The 18,725-nt window shown below is 59.9% G+C and carries 11 protein-coding genes, 1 tRNA gene, 3 rRNA genes and 2 pseudogenes; 4 read left to right on the top strand and 13 right to left on the bottom strand.

Annotation, left to right across the window (positions count from 1 at the left end; genetic code table 11):
• Positions 1-8 precede the first annotated feature (8 nt).
• Entirely contained in the window at positions 9-1,232 is a 1,224-nt protein-coding gene (locus NATGR_RS06490; protein WP_231990802.1) for a PQQ-binding-like beta-propeller repeat protein, read from the bottom strand.
• Between the two features lie 102 nt (positions 1,233-1,334).
• Here NATGR_RS06490 and NATGR_RS06495 point away from each other — a divergent pair, with 102 nt between their 5' ends.
• Positions 1,335-2,699 (top strand): DUF7125 family protein, encoded by a 1,365-nt coding sequence (locus tag NATGR_RS06495; RefSeq protein ID WP_231990804.1) that lies wholly within the window; start codon positions 1,335-1,337, stop codon positions 2,697-2,699.
• On the opposite strand, the gene NATGR_RS06500 is transcribed toward NATGR_RS06495, so the two are convergent.
• The 3 genes and pseudogenes from NATGR_RS06500 to NATGR_RS06510 form a co-directional block, all read right to left on the bottom strand.
• Positions 2,696-3,370: a MinD/ParA family ATP-binding protein gene (locus tag NATGR_RS06500; protein WP_015233403.1), complete on the bottom strand. Its 675-nt coding sequence runs from the start codon at positions 3,368-3,370 to the stop codon at positions 2,696-2,698. The genes NATGR_RS06495 and NATGR_RS06500 overlap by 4 nt on opposite strands.
• Complete coding sequence (locus tag NATGR_RS20720) at positions 3,367-3,849, bottom strand: DUF7857 domain-containing protein (protein WP_449406418.1); 483 nt, start codon at positions 3,847-3,849, stop codon at positions 3,367-3,369. The genes NATGR_RS06500 and NATGR_RS20720 overlap by 4 nt, the downstream gene beginning before the upstream one ends.
• A gap of 418 nt (positions 3,850-4,267) precedes the next feature.
• Positions 4,268-4,747, bottom strand: a pseudogene (locus NATGR_RS06510) (ISH3 family transposase); the annotation flags it as partial.
• 185 nt (positions 4,748-4,932) lie between these two features.
• On the opposite strand from NATGR_RS06510, the gene NATGR_RS06515 reads away from it, so the two are divergent.
• Positions 4,933-5,817, top strand: a complete 885-nt coding sequence (locus NATGR_RS06515) for an IS1595 family transposase (RefSeq protein ID WP_015233405.1) — start codon at positions 4,933-4,935, stop codon at positions 5,815-5,817.
• Between the two features lie 112 nt (positions 5,818-5,929).
• On the opposite strand, the gene rrf is transcribed toward NATGR_RS06515, so the two are convergent.
• The 4 genes from rrf to NATGR_RS06535 form a co-directional block, all read right to left on the bottom strand.
• Positions 5,930-6,051: ribosomal RNA gene (rrf, locus tag NATGR_RS06520) — 5S ribosomal RNA — on the bottom strand.
• A 118-nt stretch (positions 6,052-6,169) separates the two neighbouring features.
• Positions 6,170-9,092: ribosomal RNA gene (locus tag NATGR_RS06525) — 23S ribosomal RNA — on the bottom strand.
• A gap of 226 nt (positions 9,093-9,318) precedes the next feature.
• Positions 9,319-9,390 (bottom strand) — tRNA-Ala (locus tag NATGR_RS06530).
• A 155-nt stretch (positions 9,391-9,545) separates the two neighbouring features.
• Positions 9,546-11,017: ribosomal RNA gene (locus NATGR_RS06535) — 16S ribosomal RNA — on the bottom strand.
• Together the 16S, 23S and 5S rRNA genes with 1 tRNA gene alongside form the textbook arrangement of a ribosomal RNA operon.
• An 878-nt stretch (positions 11,018-11,895) precedes the next feature.
• Here NATGR_RS06535 and NATGR_RS06540 point away from each other — a divergent pair.
• On the top strand, positions 11,896-12,273 hold the full coding sequence (locus NATGR_RS06540) for a winged helix-turn-helix domain-containing protein (RefSeq protein WP_005577218.1): 378 nt from the start codon (positions 11,896-11,898) through the stop codon (positions 12,271-12,273).
• Positions 12,270-12,572, top strand: coding sequence for a DUF7521 family protein (locus tag NATGR_RS06545; protein WP_005577217.1), 303 nt, complete (start codon positions 12,270-12,272; stop codon positions 12,570-12,572). Before NATGR_RS06540 ends, NATGR_RS06545 begins: the two co-directional genes overlap by 4 nt.
• Before the next feature lie 206 nt (positions 12,573-12,778).
• Here NATGR_RS06545 and NATGR_RS20170 read toward each other — a convergent pair.
• The 5 genes and pseudogenes from NATGR_RS20170 to pdhA all read right to left on the bottom strand — a co-directional run.
• Positions 12,779-13,098, bottom strand: a pseudogene (locus NATGR_RS20170) (hypothetical protein); the annotation flags it as partial.
• Between the two features lie 81 nt (positions 13,099-13,179).
• A complete protein-coding gene (gene lpdA / locus NATGR_RS06555) occupies positions 13,180-14,640 on the bottom strand; it encodes a dihydrolipoyl dehydrogenase (protein WP_005577212.1) in 1,461 nt (486 codons plus the stop codon).
• Positions 14,641-14,688: 48 nt separating this feature from the next.
• The gene (locus NATGR_RS06560) at positions 14,689-16,266 is read right to left on the bottom strand and encodes a dihydrolipoamide acetyltransferase family protein (protein WP_005577210.1); all 1,578 of its coding nucleotides are present in this window, start codon (positions 16,264-16,266) and stop codon (positions 14,689-14,691) included.
• A gap of 1 nt (position 16,267) precedes the next feature.
• A complete protein-coding gene (locus NATGR_RS06565; RefSeq protein WP_005577209.1) occupies positions 16,268-17,284 on the bottom strand; it encodes an alpha-ketoacid dehydrogenase subunit beta in 1,017 nt (338 codons plus the stop codon).
• Between the two features lies 1 nt (position 17,285).
• Complete coding sequence (pdhA, locus tag NATGR_RS06570; RefSeq protein WP_005577207.1) at positions 17,286-18,395, bottom strand: pyruvate dehydrogenase (acetyl-transferring) E1 component subunit alpha; 1,110 nt, start codon at positions 18,393-18,395, stop codon at positions 17,286-17,288.
• Positions 18,396-18,725 lie beyond the last annotated feature (330 nt).

The raw sequence follows: 18,725 nt of genomic DNA on the forward strand, positions 1-18,725 counted from the left end.
GAAACAGTCTAAACCGATTTGAGTTTATGGAGCGTATTATTTGAGGTCGTGACATACAACGCTCCGTTTACGATTGCAGGGGGGGCCTGCATTGCGTGATTAGTGTCAGTATGTGGACTGCCGGTATCCGAACCAAACTCGTGTGAGCACAACTCTTCTCCTGTTTTGGCCTTGACTACGTAGAGAAACCGATGCACAGCTAAGTACAGTTTCTCATCAGTAACGATCGGCTTTACGTCTGGTGTTGGGCCAACATCTGCGTTCCACTCCTTACTCCCGTCAATTGAATCAAGCGCAATAGCTCGATCACCGTCACCAAAGTAAACGAACTCATCTGCGACCGAGGGACTCGAGGCGACCTCCGTCACATCAGTGTACTTCCACTCGAGGTCGCCCGATTCGGTATTGATAGCGTAGAAATTTCCGTCGACGTCACCGATATAGACCAACCCGTTCGCGACGGCCGGGCTGATGTGATGGAAAATCTCACCGGCTTCGTTTTCGAACTCCCACACCTGCTCACCGGCCTCGAGATCGATCGCACCGAGTCGATCCTCGTAGCCGACGTATGCTATCCCGTCGGCGATAGCAGGTGCCTCGGAGACGCCCATCTCGAACGGATCGGGAAGCAGGTCGATCACTTGCTCGAGAGAACCGGTTTCCAGGTCGAACCGCCAGATGTACTCGTCGTCCGTCACGATACCCGTTGCTTCGTCGACGACGAGTGGATAGTACGGGTTCGAATTCGTTCCGTCCTCGCGCCAGCGGACGGCACCGGTTTCGGCGTCGATCGACAGCAGTTCGCGGCTACCGGAGACGTAGATGTTGCCGTCGGCAAATGCGGGAGTTCGTCGGGCAGACGTGCCCAGATCAACCGACCACTCTTTATTTCCGCTTTCGGCATCGATTGCGTAGAAGTGTTCGTCCTGAGAGCCGACGTACAGGATGCCGTCGACGATGATCGGCGTTGCTGCAAGAGAGTCTTCAGTTTCGAACGTCCACTCGACATCGATGTCTTCCGTGGGTCCGCGTACGTTCGCTTGGTGACCAGTATTTGCGAGATCGACGCCGTACATTCGCCATCCAGCATCGAACGACTCGTCAGTACTCGGAACGGGGCCGTTTTCGCGGTCAGTTTCGTCACTCGAACAACCAGCAAGTGTGGAAACGCCAGCAGTCGCGGCAACGCAGGTGGTCAGCCACTGGCGGCGTGTGCATTGACTTCGTTGCATACAGTATTCGCCACGTGAATTTCACCCCACTCCGACTGTATTTATAAATTTTGGTTATTTGTAGTAGTTATGTGATGGGCTCGGAAACGAAGACAGAGCGGCGTGCACAACCCTACCGCAAACTGCACGTTCAAAAGGGAAGACGCAACCAAGGTCGGCATGCTCGCCATCGCTGGCTCGAAAGGCGGTTGTGGAAAGACGACGATGACGATCGGCCTTGCCGACGCATTCGCACGAATGGGGACACCGGCGATTGCAGTCGACGCGGACCGACAACTGCCGAACCTGCACGTCGTCGCAGCCGTCGATCGAAAGCCGACGATCGCCGACCTCGAGAAGGCGACCGACGTCGACGATGTCGTCCACAGTCGACCAGGAACGGACGACGTCGGCGTACTTCCTGCGACTGACGCCACCAAGGTCGATCTCGAAGCAGCAATCGATCGACTCCGACGCTGCCCAGAACGGGTTCTGCTAGATTGCCCTTCCGGGGCAGGACCCGACGTGATCGAATCACTCGAGTACGCAGACAGAGTCGTCGTCGTGGCGACGAACACCGATCGTGGACTGCGCGGCGCGGAAACGACGATCGATGTCGCTCGCCGGCTCGGAGTCCCCGTCGCAGGCGTTATCATCAACCGAAGCAACGGAGTGACAGAGACACTCGAGTCGAGACTCGAGGCCCCAGTCCTAGGAACGATTCCAGAACACGACGCGCCATTGACAGGCACCCTTCCTCGAGATGCCTTCGACGACGTTGCGGGTCGATTGACACTCGGCGAATCTAGCGTCGAGAAACGCCGCGACGACGAGAGTCGTCTTGCGGTCGGTAACCCCGACATCGATCATGCTCTCCGCGGTGGGGTCCCGCCAGGGACGACGATTGCACTGACTGCCGACGCTGCCAGTCAGTCGGAACAACTCCTCTACGAGACGACGGCAACCCGCGGAACGCTCTATCTCACGACTGATCGAACACCAAACTCCGTCAAAGACGCGATCGAATCAGCCGTGGTTCGAACCGGAAACCCGACCGTCCGGCGGCTCCCAGCGGACGATCCGTTCGGACATGCTACACAACTGATCGACGAACTCCCAGAAGGTGCGAATCTAATCGTCGACTCGACGAACACCCTCGAGCGAAGGAGCCACGGCGCGTATCTCGAATTTCTGAACTCGGTCATCAAGCGAATGCGTGAGACACACGGGATCGCGATGTTTCACTGTCTAAACGGCTCGTCCGGCAAGAACCGAATGGTAACCCGACACCTCGTCGACGCGATTTTCAATCTGCGGACGATCACGACACGTGGTTCAAACGGAATCACACACCGACTGACAGTGCCAAAGTTCCGCCCGGACGGACGACTGACGAAAACGATCGAGCTAAAGCACACGCCCAGTTCGACCGCGCTGGAAGCCAAAACGCAGCCAGCGGCCGAAACAGACGATGCACTAGAACGCTAACACCCGATTCCGCTAATCCGACGAGCAATTTTCGCGAACGAATCCGTTGCCGACGACGACGGAGCGACATCCCGAACTGGTTTTCCACGTTCGAGAGCAGCAGCGATCGTCGGTTGCGTCGAGAGCGTCGCAACCGGTGCACCGAAGCTCGCTTCGATCCGGTTTACAGCGGTCTCCGGAACACCATCTCTCGAGACCCGGTTGAGAACGACAGTTCCCACGGGCGTTTCGAGGTCCGAGGCAAGTTCCTCCGTTCGAATCGCGTCGACCACTGCCGCCTGATCGAGCGTCGTCACGAGCACGGCAACTGTTGCACTGGAGAGTTGGTGCCCAACGTCGCGTGCGAGCCCTGCCGGACAATCGATGACGACGCGACCATACTCCCGCTCCAGGACCCGCAAGACAGCCGGGAGCCTCGAGAGGTCGACGGCACGAGCGCCGGCGAGCGTTCGACCACTCGGGAGTACCCTAATCGAGTCTCGACCGTCGACCGCTGCCACTGGAGAAACCCGCCCTGCAAGAACATCGTGAATCGAAGGTCCGTCCCCAACCGGAACGTCGCCCGTCGCAAAATCACCGTCGACGAGCACTGCCTCGAGCTCGCGGGCGAGATTCACCGCTACGGTAGTCTTGCCAACCCCGCCTTTCCCTCCGCTAACTGCAACGATCATTCCACATCTCGTTCGAGAACGGTTCCAGGTGGTGCCCAATCCTCGAGTGCAGCAAGCCTTCGTTTTGGCTCTGCAAGTTCGCTACCCGAGGCTCGTGTCGCAGAGATGCATTCGAGTGGCTGCTCCGGCGGAGCAACGGAAGTCGCAAACCCAACACCTCGAGTACGCCCTGGATTAACCACCCCAGACCACATCTCGCCGACCCATTCGGTTGCCGTCGCGGTTCCGGGCCGTGGCACCCAGATCGGGCCGTCGATACGTGGCTCGAGGCAAATCAACTGCGATGTCGTTCGCTCGTTCGTTACCGTCGCAGTAACGAACGTCACCCCGTAACGGCGGTCCGTTTCCGTCTCGAGACCGATCATAGCACTCGTAGCCTCCCGATCCTGTATAAATTCGGGCCTATCGCTTAACCGGTTCCACAACTTCCTTTCACCGATGAACGTCCTCACAGACCGGCTGCGCCTCATAATCATCATCGCAACCGGTTTCGCCGCCGTCGACGGTTGGACAGGTTGACTCGTCTACGCGGACGACGCACTTCGAGGAACTGGCACTGCGAGGCACCACCGCTGGTCTCTTTTTCTCTCGTGCTTTTCGGTATCTGGTAATTGTTCGATCGAAAGGACGGCTGCTCGAGTAGAGAGCGATAGCGGAGAGAAAACAGCGGCTATTGTTTCGAGAGCCTTGCGTTTGCACGGACTTTCGGTACTTCCCGAACGTCGCTTCGTGAACTGTGCTGAGTCATGGACGAACAGAGCGAATACCGGTGTGGTAACTAAGTGAACAGGAAATAGAATCCACGGATGAGGAGAAGTGAAGTAAGAAGGCTGAGATACGCTGTTCTAGGCGAATGCTGTTGCTCACCAAGAGCTTGCCCAAGGCCGCGGGCTGGCGTCAGCCCGCGGCCGGCGCGTATGCTTCTGGCACACCTGTTCCGTTCATCTCGATCTCCCAACTCCGCTCTAGCTCTTCCTCTAATGCATGTCTGATCCAGTCAGAGAACGTCTTGAACGTGAATTCCTCGGGCAGGTCGCGCCCGCCCCGCTGGGGGCGGGCGACGACCGCCCATCGAAGCACGAGCCAGAGGTTCTCCAACAGGAATCCAACCAGGACGAACGCGAAGCGGATGATTGGGTCTTGTGTCGTCGTTACCACTCGTGCTTGGCGAAATACACGGTAGCTCGTTTCGATCGCTGACCGTTTCCGATAGAGCCGTTCGACTTGTTTCGGCGTGCGATCGGCCAGATCGCACGCCACATAGCCTCGAACGACTTCGCCGCTTTTCCCGCGATCTCCGGCGTGATATGATACAGCGACCGCGAGCGGGAATTCCAGTTCCCGCTCGCGGCCTTTGTACATCCGATAGGTCGCTCTTCGGAAGCAGATTGTTGGTCGAACAGAGCTGGCGCTGTGAAAGCGTAGCGGGCAAGGGTGATGCGTCAGCATCACCCGACTATGTTCCCAGTTGACGCTCTTCTGTAGGAGATTGTTGATACTGCTCAGCTGTCGCTGTAGAATCGAAGAGAGCAAGGACACCGCGTCAGCGGTGTCCGTTAGGCATGATCCCGCTAGATGTGTTTGGGTCGGAATCGGTCGCAGCGGACCTGTTAGAGCAGGTTCGCTGGCGTAACGGTGTTACTTGCCCTCGCTGCCGTTCTGACCTGACGGTCAAGAACGGCAGCTATGGGCACTTTCAGCGCTATCTCTGTAAGAATTGCGACCGCACGTTCAGCGACAAGACCGGCACAATCTTCGCCCATTCGAAAGTCGCACTCAGAAAGTGGCTGTTCTCGATTTACGCGTTTCTCCGGTTTAACACGAGTCTTCGTCAACTTCAGATAGAGATCGACGTCCAGTACAAAACGATATATCAGCGCGTCGAGCGCTTCACGAAGGCGCTTGATGCACCTTCGCTTGACCTTGTCGGACCGGTCGAAATCGATGAAGTCTACGTTTCTGCAGGGCTGAAAGGCCGCGAGCGCGACCAAGAGTCGCGCTCGCGTGGCCTGTCCACGCGTGGGCGAGGAACGTACGAGCAGGACAAACCGCCGGTGTTTACGATCGTCGATCGTGGCACCGGCGACCGATACGTGATCCCAGCGAAATCAGCCGACGAATCGACGATTCGGCTCCTTCTCGAAAACCGTCAGAAGGAGCCACTGACCGTCTACACTGACGGATTTCGTGCCTACGATCCACTGGCCGAGGACGACGCATTCGACCGCGAATACGTCGTCCACGGCGACGGCGAATACGCCAACGAAAACGTACACGTCAACACCTGCGAGAGCCACGGATCGCTGCTGCGACCGTGGCTCTCGCCTCATCGAGGCATCTCAAAAGACAAGCTCACACAGTATCTCCGAGCGTTCCAACTTCGACGAAAGCTACTGCGGAAACCAGGGAGAGAAGCGCTCAAACACGCTATCAAAGCGACGCTATGAGATCAACAAAGTGCTACACAAGAGCGTTGTAGTGTTACCACTCAGCAGAATGAAAAAAGCCACGGGCACCTCGACGGTACCCGTGGCTCTCGAACCGATATCTACAGTATGAGTGGGGCGGCGAATCGACGTTCCCAGAGGGTCTCCCACTCCAGTAGTTGCCGATACGCGGGCGGGCTTATCTTCCGTGTTCGGGATGGGTACGGGAGGAACCCCGCCGCTCTGGCCGCCTAACGCCGACTCGCGGAATCGAACCGCGACCATACCAAGGTCGGTCAGGCGAAACCGTCTGTACGTGTAGTCCAGTTTGCGTCTGGACCCGTTCCCGGGTCACAGATCCAATGCGATAAGTTATGAGTGGTGGCTCGGCCGATTAGTGCTCGCAGGCTCAACGTCTCGTCGCCTCGACGCGTACACCCCGAGTCTATCGATCTCGTCTTCTACGAGTGGCCTCCGTGGTTCCTCGTTTCCAGGTGGGTTTCGAGCTTAGATGCGTTCAGCTCTTACCCCGTGGCGCGTGGCTGCCCGGCACGTGCTCTCTCGAACAACCGGTACACCAGTGGCACCCATGCGTAGTTCCTCTCGTACTATACGCACGTTCCCGTCAGGAACCAATTAACACCCCCAATAGATAGCAGCCGACCTGTCTCACGACGGTCTAAACCCAGCTCACGACCTCCTTTAATAGGCGAACAACCTCACCCTTGCCCGCTTCTGCACGGGCAGGATGGAGGGAACCGACATCGAGGTAGCAAGCCACCCGGTCGATATGTGCTCTTGCGGGTGACGACTCTGTTATCCCTAAGGTAGCTTTTCTGTCAGCAATTGGCCGCATCAAGCAGCCTAATTGGTTCGCTAGACCACGCTTTCGCGTCAGCGTCCGTCGTTGTGCCGGACACTGTCAGACTTCCGTATGCTCTTGCGCTCTATCCCGAGTCTCCGACTCGGGTGAGGAAATCTTGGGGCGCGCTCGATATCTTTTCAAGCGCGTACCGCCCCAGTCAAACTGCCCGGCTACCAGTGTCCTCCGCCAGGAGTGAGAGTCGCAGTCACCATCGGGTAGTATTTCAATGCTGGCTCGGTGGCCCGCTAGCGCGGGTACCTGTGTACCGCCTCCTACCTATGCTGCACAATGGCGACCACGTCTCAGTGACAGCCTGCAGTAAAGCTCTATAGGGTCTTCGCTTCCCCTTGGGGGTCTCCAGACTCCGCACTGGAACGTACAGTTCACCGGGCCCAACGTTGGGACAGTGGCGCTCTCGTTTATCCATTCATGCAAGCCGCTACTGAAGCGGCAAGGTACTACGCTACCTTAAGAGGGTCATAGTTACCCCCGCCGTTAACGGGTCCTTCGTCCCATTGTACTGGGTGTTCAGATACCCGCACTGGGCAGGATTCAGTGACCGTACGAGTCCTTGCGGATTTGCGGTCACCTATGTTGTTACTAGACAGTCGGAGCGCCCGAGTCACTGCGACCTGCCCCGTCGAGGGCAGGCATCCCTTATTGCGAACGTACGGGACTAACTTGCCGAATTCCCTAACGTCGGTTATTCCCGACAGACCTTGGCTTTCGCCGCCACGAGTACCTGTGTCGGATCTCGGTACGGACAGTGTGCTTGCCTTTTCACGGGCTCTAGGTTGACCTGACTTACGCTATCCTGCCGTTCGCTCGCTTCCTGCCATTACGGCTTCCACGAACTTTGACAGTTCGACTGGGCGAAAGCCCAGCTCAGGCGGCCCCAAAGCGTCGGCTTTGAGTGCACACTGGCACAGGAATATTAACCTGTTTCCCTGTTGTCGCATTCGATCTACGGTACGACTTAGGACCGGCTAACCCTCAGCTGATCAGCATTGCTGAGGAACCCTTACTCGTTCGGTCGTCGAGGTTCTCACCCGACTAACGCTGCTACTATGACCAGGATTATCGTTACTGAACGGTCCACACGACTTCTCAGCCGTGCTTCCACCCGAACAGAACGCCGACCTACGCGATTGCCTTCTAACAGGCACGGCTAGGTCTCGGTGGTGGACTTGAGCCCCGATCATTTTGGGCGCCCCGAACCTCGGCCGGTAAGCTGTTACGCTTTTCTTAGAGGGTAGCTGCTTCTAAGCTCACCTCCCGGCTGTCTAGGGCTCGGGACCACCTTCGATCGCACTTAGTCCACACTTGGGGACCTTAACCCAGCTCTGGGTTGTCTCCCTCACGGTACACAGGCTTACCCCGCGCACCGGACTCCCTGCGTCGAACGGCGTTCGTAGGTTCGGAGTTGGACAGGGGGGCGCACTCCTCTCGGAGTGCGGTCCCCCAATCCGTCGCTCTACCCCACGAACTACCTCGGCAGAGGTCATGCTTCGACATGTTTCGGTCGGAACCAGCTGTTTCCGGATTCGATGGGCCTTTCACCCCTAGACGTAGGTCACGCGAGGGTATTGTAGGACACCAACGCTATCGGGCCTCCACGTGCCTTTCGGCACGCTTCACCCTGCCCACGCCTAGATCATCCGGTTTCGGGTCGTGTCCGATTGACTCCCCGCGCTTGAACACGGCGGCCCTCACCTAACGGCTGCGGCCATGTCGGTTTCCCTTCGCCTTCCCCGATAATCGGGTTAGACTCGCCAATCAGACACACTCCCTGGTTCGTTTTTCAAAACGTACGACGGAACACCGGCTTCCTGACGCTTCTACTGGTAGCTCGCGCTACGGTCGTTTCTGTCAGGACCTTTCGTGCCCCGTCGCTCTATCGCCAACTGATTTCACGCCCTATTGCACCTCCCTTCTTGGGGTGCTTTTCAGCGTTCGCTCACGCTACTTGTTCGCTATCGGTCTTGAGGAGTGTTTAGTCTTCCCAGTCGATGCCTGGGACATTCACGAGGAATTTCCAATCCCCGCTACTCTGGAGCTGACTCGTTCCTTACTAATCGACAGTACGGGACTGTCACCCTGTCTCGTGCTCTGTTCCAAGAGACTTCGTGTCGATGGCCGGGAAGTGATCGTCAGTCCGAACACCACATTGCCCGAAGGCTTCGGTTTGGACTGTATCGCGTTTATTCGCCATTACTAACGACATCACATTACGTCTTCTTTTCCTGCCGGTACTGAGATGTTTCAGTTCTCGGCGTTCCCCATTGCGCGAAGCAATTGCGGTGGGGATTCCCATTCGGAAATCCTGTGTTCTTTCCCTCCGTGCGGGTCCCACAGGCTTTTCGCAGCTTGGCACGTCCTTCTTCAGCTCTCAAGCCGAGCGATCCACCAGCTGGCACAGTAGCCACGTTCATCGGATCGGCGTGACATCCGAAGATGCCACGTAGAGTGACCCGGGAACGGATCCAGTGGACGCCTGGACTACACGTACACACGGTCTCATCTGCATCGCTGTCGACTGCAGCGTGCATTAACCCTTCCCACCCGCGTTTGCACGGGGTGGTGCATCGGTTGCGGTCGGATTGAATCGAGTGTCGTCTCCCACTTAAGGGACACGATTGGCGATTCACTCCGAGTCATGGACCCACTGGGATTCGAACCCAGGGCATCCTCCTTGCAAAGGAGGCACTCTCCCACTGAGCTATGGGCCCACCCCTCTCGCGGCTTCGACCGCGAGAGGGAACTAGGTGGTAGCCTCGACAGTTCAAAGGTGCCCGATCGGCCGACGATGGGTCGATCGAACGCGGACTGCGTGACCCAAAAGGTCACGACTTGTGGGCTGGGGCGACGCCCCAGTCCCGGTCTGTGGAGGTGATCCAGCCGCAGATTCCCCTACGGCTACCTTGTTACGACTTAAGCCCCCTTGCGGAGCCCAGATTCGACCGCCGGAAGGCGGCCTCATCCGGACCCCACTCGGGTGCTTTGACGGGCGGTGTGTGCAAGGAGCAGGGACGTATTCACCGCCGTCTTCTGAACGGCGATTACTACCGAATCCAGCTTCATGCAGGCGAGTTTCAGCCTGCAATCCGAACTACGACCGAGTTTCGGAGATTACCGTCCCCTCTCGGGGTAGGGTCCCACTGTCTCGGCCATTGTAGCCCGCGTGTCGCCCAGCACATTCGGGGCATACTGACCTACCGTTGCCCGTTCCTTCCTCCAGTTTGGCACTGGCAGTCCTCCTAATGTACCCAACCACCACAAGGGTGTTGCTGGCAATTAGGAGTGCGGGTCTCGCTCGTTGCCTGACTTAACAGGACGCCTCACGGTACGAGCTGACGGCGGCCATGCACCTCCTCTCAGTAGCTCCAGTAAGCTCATCACACTGACGTTCATTGCTACTGTCGATGCTGGTGAGATGTCCGGCGTTGAGTCCAATTAAACCGCAGGCTCCTCCGGTTGTAGTGCTCCCCCGCCAATTCCTTTAAGTTTCATCCTTGCGGACGTACTTCCCAGGCGGTCTGCTTCACGGCTTCCCTGCGGCACAACACAGGCTCGTAGCCTGTGTCACACCTAGCAGACATCGTTTACAGCTCGGACTACCCGGGTATCTAATCCGGTTCGTGACCCGAGCTTTCGTCCCTCACCGTCGGATCCGTCTTCCTGCGGCGCTTTCGCCACCGGTGGTCCGTCCAGGATTACAGGATTTCACTCCTACCCCGGACGTACCCCGCAGGTCTTCCGGTCCCAAGCCACACAGTTTCCACCGGACGCCTCCTCGTTGAGCGAGGAGATTTCCCGACGGACTTGCGTGGCCAGCTACGGACGCTTTAGGCCCAATAAGAGCGGCCATCACTTGGGCTGCCGGTATTACCGCGGCGGCTGGCACCGGTCTTGCCCAGCCCTTATTCTGCGACCTCCTTACGGTCGTGAAAAGCGAGGACTATATGCCCTCGCACTTGGAGTCCCCCTATCGCACTGTCGTGCAGTGTAAAGGTTTCGCGCCTGCTGCGCCCCGTAGGGCCCGGTATCTTGTCTCAGATACCGTCTCCGGGCTCTTGCTCTCACAACCCGTACCGATTACTGGCACGGTGGGCCGTTACCCCACCGTCTACCTAATCGGCCGCAGCCACATCCTACAGCGCCGGAGCGTTTCGAGCTCTCTGCACTTCCAGCATGAGAGCCGTATGCAGGATTAGCCTCAGTTTCCCGAGGTTATCCCGCTCTGTAGGGTAGTTTGGCCACGTGTTACTGAGCTATCTGCTACGGGTCTAACCCGTGCAACTAGCATGGCTAAATCGGACTCCAATAGCAATGGCCTCCGGCAGGATCAACCGGAATGCTCTTTTCCCCGACACGTGTCGGGGAGGTATTGGCGGTGACAAGGGTGTCACACTCTATTGTCCACGTTCGATGACACCAATCGAAGACCGATCGGGCGTCACCGAACTGTCGAGGCTAACATCAGATCCCATCTGTACGGAAGACCGCAGGGGTGGAATCCTCATCTCCTTCGGACGATATCCTAGGTCTCGAGGGGTACTTAACCCCTTCGAACCCTGACCGTCCGGGTCGACGAAGCCAGTCGGCCTCGCCGAAGCGTTCGTGTTCACATCCAACACCACGTATGTACTTAAGGGCGTCGGATCGTCATCGAGCCGGAATTCGCATCCGGCGCGACAGTTCACGATCTCAACTGAACGCCCTGGAACGTATAAAGGCATTGGTTCGGAACCAGACCGTGGTTCACGGCAACGCCCCCAGACGTGATCGAACGGGAGTTGGATGTCATGCCTACCTCCGTGCCATCAGGCCGGAGGGAACGTGGCGAATGTGCCACGTCGTTCGCGTTCATACGAAATAGCGAGTGCATATATAAGCCCGTCGAACGAGTTGCGGTTCGAAACTCGATACCACGTCACTGCTTTCCCGCATTTCCACGACGTATCCACTATCGAGTCGGTGACATCGCTCGAGAATCGAGATATCGCGCGGGCGGAGGCCGGCCAGTCATCCCGCCCTTGCAGACGCAGTCGGACCGGATGAGACCCGCGCGTTCGCACTCGAGTGCGGACGGTCAAGAAGCGTTCGGTCCGCTCGGTCAGCGGGGAAAGACGGCGTTCGATCGGCCGAACGGATTCGTATACATACCAGTTGTGGCCCAGGTAGCGAAACCGCATCGATGCCGATAAACCACGTGCGTCGCAAGGGACGTACGAATGGTCCGGGACCCGATCACTTCGGAGTCGGCACCGTCGGCGGAGGATATTTGCTCCGCGCTGGACGATCCCGACTGTCGAGAAATCATCCGGAATCTCGAAGAGCCCATGACGGCCTCGGAGCTTACGAAGGAGTGTGACATCCCGCAGTCGACCTTGTATCGGAAGCTCGAGTTGCTGACGGATTCGACGCTGCTCGAGGAGACGACGGAGATTCGCCGTGACGGCCATCATGCGAGCAAGTACGCGGTTGCGTTCGAAGATATCACGCTGTCGCTGGACGAGAACCGCGATCTAGCCGTCCAGATCGAGCGGCCGTCCCGGACGGCAGACGAGCGGCTCGCCGAGCTGTGGTCAGAGGTGCGAAAGGAAACATGAGTCCCTACGAGACGGCGACGTTGGAGGTTGCGCTGGCGCTGGCGCTGGCGCTGGTCAAGACGCTCGTGCTCGCGGTCGGTAGTCTCATTACCTATTTTGCTTTCAAAGCGTACCGACGGACGAGACAGCGGGCACTCGGTTTCCTCACTCTTGGGTTCGGCCTCGTGACACTTGGACTCGTCTTTGCGGGGCTGCTCTACGAGATACTGGGGGTGTCGCTCGTGATGGGAGTCTTGCTTGAGAGCGTGCTGGTTCTTGCGGGGTTCGTGATAATCGCGTATTCGCTGTACGTTCAGTGAGGGTGGATAGATCTGTTGTTGCGATTCGGGTTGCTTGACGGTCGGAACTAACGCATGCAGTAGCTAGTGGCGGTCCAAGCCTGAACTGATGGGTCGAATCTGGCGGTGTGGCCCGATTCGACCCGTCAGTCGACGGTTGGGACGGTACTAGTGCTTTGGCAAGCCTGAACGGATGAGTGAAACCGAATGCGGTCGTCTGGGTTCACTCAGCAGTCGACGCTTGGCGGAGTACTATTTGAGGGCACGCTTGATGTTATGGCACACAGCAGAACGATTTCACGGAATGCATGGTACCAGTTTCGCGCACGCACGGCGTCGCCGGGCGTACGATTGCTCACCGAGAAAACGGTCCCAGACAGACGCTCTCTGGCCGGGGAGCCTCATCGGTCAGGGCGTTGTGCAGGTGATCGGTGTGATAGACCTCACGAGGCTTGGTTGGCGCCCTTACGCCTTCTTCTCTCACCTGGTCGCGTAATTGCTGCCAATCGTAGTCTTTGTTAGTGGGCGAGTTGCTGGTCAAGCTGTGTGTCGCCACGAGGGTCTGGCGACCGGTCAAGGCTAGCTCTCACTCGCGACGTTTCGAGTGAAACCAGCAACGGTGGTGCGGTCACCGATTCAGCGTGTGGATCGCGTGGCCGAGCGCGTTCTCGGCGGCTTCCATGACCGACTCCGACAGCGTCGGGTGGGCGTGGACGGTCGAGGCGACGTCCTCGAGGGTCGCACCGAGTTCGATCGCGAGGCCGAGTTCGGCGACCAGTTCGGAGGCTTCGGGAGCGACAATGCCGGCGCCGAGGACGTATCCCCCCTCTTTTTCGGCGACGATTTTGACGAAGCCGTCGGGTTCATCCATCGTGAGTGCACGCCCGCTGGCTCGCAGCGGAAACTCGCCGGTTACCGTTTCGAATCCAGCGTCCTCGGCTTCGGATTTGGTCATGCCGACGGTCGCGATTTCGGGATCGGTAAAGACGACCGCGGGCATGGCTTGGTGGTCGCTCGCGGCCGGCTCGCCGGCGATGACCTCGGCAGCAACCTGTCCTTCGGCACTGCCCTTGTGAGCGAGCATCGGTTCGCCCGCGACATCGCCGACGGCGAAAATGTGGTCGACGCTCGTGCGCGCACGCGAGTCAGTTTCGATGAAGCCGTTGTCGTCGGTCTCGACGCCGGCCTCCTCGAGTCCGAGCGTGTCCGAGACTGGCTGTCGACCGACGGCGACCAGTACCTTCTCGGCGTCGAGTTCGAGGGCGTCGGCCTCGACGGCTTCGGCACCGCCGTCGGTGGCAGCCTGCTTTGCTGGTTCGGCGGTGACGCGGATGTCGTCGCCGTTTTCGTTCCATTCTGAGGCGGTGTAGCCGAACTCGAACTCGATACCGAGGTCGTCGGCGCGTTGCTTGACCGGCCGTTTGAGGTCGTCGTCGTAGCCCGGCAGGATCGAGTCGAGCATCTCGACGACGGTGACGTCGGTGCCGAGTTTGGCGAAGACGCTCGCCAGTTCCATGCCGATGTAGCCGGCCCCGACGACGACCAGCGACTCGGGGACGGACTCGAGGTCGAGTGCGTCTTTCGAACTCAACACGGGTTCGTCGTCGTACGAGAAGTTCGGAATCTCGATGGGGCGCGAGCCGGTGGCAACGATGGCGTGTTCGAACTCGAGGGTTTCGGAACCCTGGCCGTCGCCGCTGTGTGAAATACGGGCGGTGTTCTCGTCGGCGAAGGTGGCGGTGCCCTCGAGTAGGTTCACCTGGTTTGCCTTGCAGAGTTTTTCGACGCCGCCGGTGAGTTGGTCGACGACGTCGTCTTTCCAGCCGATCAGTCCCGCCATGTCGACTGCGGGGTCGGCGTGGATACCCATCTCTTCGGCGTGGCGGGCCTCGTGGGCGATGTCTGTTGCCGTAATCAGTGCCTTCGAGGGGATACAGCCGTAGTTCAGGCAGGTGCCGCCGTAGGCGTCTTTTTCGACGAGCGTTACGTCCAGGTCGAGCTGTCCGGCCCGGATCGCGGCGACGTAGCCGGCAGGTCCAGCACCGACGACCAGTACGTCCGTTCCGGTGGTGACATCTCCAACGACCATTTACGCTCCCTCCGTCGGGTTGGGTTGTCGTGTCATAGGGTATCTCGGTTACTCCAGCAGTAGTAGGTTCGGGTTCTCGAGGTACTCGAGTACCTTGTTCGTAAACTGTGCGCCGACGGCACCGTCGATCAGCCGGTGGTCGAAGGATAGCGACAGTGTCATCACGGAACGCGGTTCGATCCGTTCCTCGCCGTCTGTCTCGATGACGCGGGGCTTGCGCTTGATCTCGCCGACTGCGAGGATGCCCGACTCGGGGTAGTTCAGGATCGGCGTCGCGTACTCGCCACCGATGCCGCCGATGTTGGTGATCGTGAACGTCGATCCCTGCAGTTCGTCGGGTGCGATCGAGCGTTCGCGGGCCTTCTCGACGAGTTCGTTCATCTCCGAGGAGATCTGGAGCAGTCCCTTGCCGTCGGCGTTTTCGAGCACCGGCACCATCAGTCCGACATCGGTCGCGGTGGCGACGCCGACGTTGTAGTAGTCGCGGTAGACGATCTCCTCGTTTTCCTCGTCGATCACCGCGTTCATCTCGGGGAACTCCTTCAGTGCGGCGACGACGGCCTTCGTGATAAAGGGCATGTAGGTCAGGTGGATGCCCTTCTCCTCGGCCCGCGGTTTGAGTTCTTCGCGGGTTTCGACGAGTTCGGTCACGTCGACCTCGTCGTGGTGGGTGACGTGGGGTGCGCTGTACTTGGACTCGACCATCGCGTCGGCGATGGTCTTGCGCACGCCACGGAACGGCTCGCGACGCTCGCGCTCGCCGGGTTCGAAATCGGCGCTCTTCTGCCCGACCGGTTCGCCGGCCTCGACAGCCTGTCGGTCGGCTTCCTGGGCCTGCTGCTGTGCCTGGGCGTACTTGCGGACAGCCTCGGGCGTGACGAACGGTTCGCCGTCGCGCTGTTCGCTCGCCGGGACCGCGTCGATGTCGACGCCTTCCTCTTCGGCGATTCGCCGGGTCGCAGGTGCAGCGAGGGTGCGGTCGCGGTCGGCCGATTCGACGGACTGGGGTGCCTGAGAGGCCCCGGTCGTCGCAGCGCCACCAGTGCTCGAGGTCGCACTCGCGGCGGTTTCGGTCGCTCCAGCCCCGGCTTCAGTGCCACTCGAGGCCGTCGATTCGGCCTGTTCGGGCTCCGGTGCGGTACCGGCGGCTGCCCCGACGTCCGCTGCAGTGATCCGGCCGCCCGGACCCGACCCCTCGAGTGTGGTGAGGTCGACGCTCTCTTCGCGGGCCAGTCGGCGGACGCGTGGCGGCGCGAAGACGCGGTCGGTCGGCGTCGCGACTTCGTCGGTGTCGCCGCCGGTCGCGCCGGGGCTGCCGGCGGGGTCGGCCTCCGTCTCGGCCGTCGCTTCCTCGCCGGTGTCAGCCGCAGCCTCGGCGTCGTCCTCGCCCTCTACCTCGAAGGTGATGAAGACGTCGCCGACCGGGATCACGTCGCCTTCCTCGTAGTGACGGTCCTGAACGGTCCCGGTGACCGGTGCAGGTACCTCCACGAGGGCCTTGTCGGTCTCGACCTCCGCGACCGGTTGGTCCTCGCTGACGGTGTCGCCTTCTTCGACGAGCCACGAGACCAGTTCGCCCTCGGCGACTCCTTCGCCGACGTCGGGAAGCTTGAATTCTCGGACCATGTTAGAATCCCATCGCTTCTCGGATGCCCGTCTCGATGCGGGCGGCTTCCGGCAGGTAGTAGTCCTCGAGCGCGTACAGTGGGAACGGCGTGTCGAAGCCGGTGATGCGCTCGACCGGTGCCTCCTGGTAGAGCAGTGCCTGCTCTTGTAGCGTCGTCGTGATCTCGGCGGCCAGGCCGCCGGTTTTCGGTGCCTCGTGGACGACGGCCGCGCGGCCGGTCTTCTCGAACGACTCGACGATCGTCTCCTCGTCCAGCGGGGAAAGCGTCCGCAGGTCGACGACCTCGACGTCGATCTCGCCCTCGAGTTCGTCGGCGGCCTCGATCGTCGGCCGAGTCATCGCACCCCAGGTGAACACGGAGATGTCCGATCCTTCGCGCCGGACGGCCGCTTCGCCGAGTGGGACCTCGTAGGAGCCGGACGGAACGTCCTCGCGGAACGCCCGGTAGATGAGTTTCGGCTCGAGAAAGAGGACGGGATCGGGTGAGCGGATCGCACTCGTCAACAGCCCTTTCGTGTCGGAGGGCGTCGAGGGAACGACGACCTTGAGTCCGGGCTGGTGGACGAACATCGCTTCCGAGGACTCAGAGTGGTGTTCGGGTGCACGAATGCCGCCGCCATAGGGTGCCCGGACGACCAGCGGACAGGTGTAGCGGCCACGGGAGCGAGTCCGCAGGCGTGCGGCGTGAGAGACGATCTGATCGAACCCGGGGTAGATAAAGCCGAGGAACTGCATCTCCGCGACGGGACGCATCCCGTAGGCGGCCATGCCGACCGCCGTGCCGACGATTCCCGACTCCGCGAGCGGCGTGTCGATGACGCGGTCGCCGCCGAACTGCTCGTATAGCCCTTCGGTCGCGCGGAAGACGCCACCGTTCTCGCCGACGTCTTCGCCCATGACGACGACGTCGTCGTCGCGTTCCATCTCGGTCTCGAGCCCGTCGCGGACCGCCTGTACGAGCGTGAGACTCTCGGTCGATCCTTCGGTGTCGGCCTCCGTTCGTGCGTCAGTAGCCATGTTAATCCTCCAGGAGTGCGTCGTCGCCGTGCGTCTCGCGGATCGATTCGAAGTACTCGAGTTGGCGCTGGAGCCGTTTTGGCATCCCCTCGTAAACGTGTGCGAAGATCTCCTCGGGGTCGGGCCGTTCGACCGCCTCGGCTTCGTCGATCGCGTCGGCGACCTGCGACTCGATCCGGCTCTCGATTGCGTCGACTCGCTCGTCGTCTACTATACCGTGGTTCCGAAGGAACGTCTCCATCCGTGGGATCGGGTCTTTCTGCTTCCAGCGTTCGACTTCCTCGTCGTCGCGGTAGACCGAGGGGTCGTCTGCCGTCGTGTGTGCACCGAAGCGATACTGGACCGCCTCGATCAGCGTCGGGCGGAGTTCGTCGTCGTCGGGAGCTTTCGCTTTCTCGACGGCCTTGCGGGTGACGTCGTACACTGCAAGCGGGTCCATCCCGTCGACCTGGACGCCGTCGAACCCGTAGGCCGTCGCCTTCTGGGCCAACGTCTCGCTTGCCGTCTGACGTTCTCGAGGCACCGAGATCGCCCACTGGTTGTTGTTACAGAAGAACACGTTCGGCGTATCGAAGACGCCAGCGAAGTTCAGCCCCTCGTGGAAGTCGCCTTCCGAGGTAGCGCCGTCACCGAAGTAACAGACGAAGGCCTTCTTTTCGTCCTTGAGCTTCGAGGCCCAGGCGGCTCCCGTCGCGTGGGGAATCTGAGTCGCGATTGGCACCGCGACCGTGAAGATGTTGGCGTCGTCGGGGATCTTGTTCCCTCGTTCGTGACCCATCCAGTACAACAGGGTCCGCTCGAGCGAGAGTCCGCGAACCAGCCCGACGCCGTGTTCGCGATAGCTGGGGAACACCCAGTCTGCTTCGTCTAAAGCGTGAGCGCTGCCGACCTGAGCGCCTTCCTGACCGGACAGCGGCGGATACGTTCCCATCCGCCCCTGGCGCTGCAGGCTCACCGCGCGCTCGTCGAAGTGCCGTGCCAGGCGCATTTGCTCGTACATTTCGACCAGTTTCTCCTCGGAGAGATCCGGCACCTCGGCGTCGTCTAACACTCGACCGTCGTCGTCGAGGATCTGGACTCGCTGTCGCGGGTCACGCTGTAACGTACTCACGGATATACCCACCTGCGCATGACGGTACAAACTATCGCTCGCGTTAAAGAATTTTCGTAAAGATTTTACTATTGACAGAACTCTTGCCTGCGAGACTATGAAGCGTCCGAGGAAATCGATCTTCCGTCGACCAGTTGTCCACATCGGACGTGATCGAGGAGGGAATTCGACGATAGTGAAGAGACACCATCCCATGCCAGCCGAAAACAAACGAATGTGGGGCTCGAGAGCGGTCGACGACGACCCGAGGAGGGACACCGCCATCACCGCGCTGGACGGACCCGGTCCGAGTTGCCGGGACAACTGCAACCGACGGTGGGTGTGCCGAAA

It is taken from the genome of Natronobacterium gregoryi SP2 (assembly GCF_000230715.2).
Lineage (GTDB): Archaea > Halobacteriota > Halobacteria > Halobacteriales > Natrialbaceae > Natronobacterium > Natronobacterium gregoryi.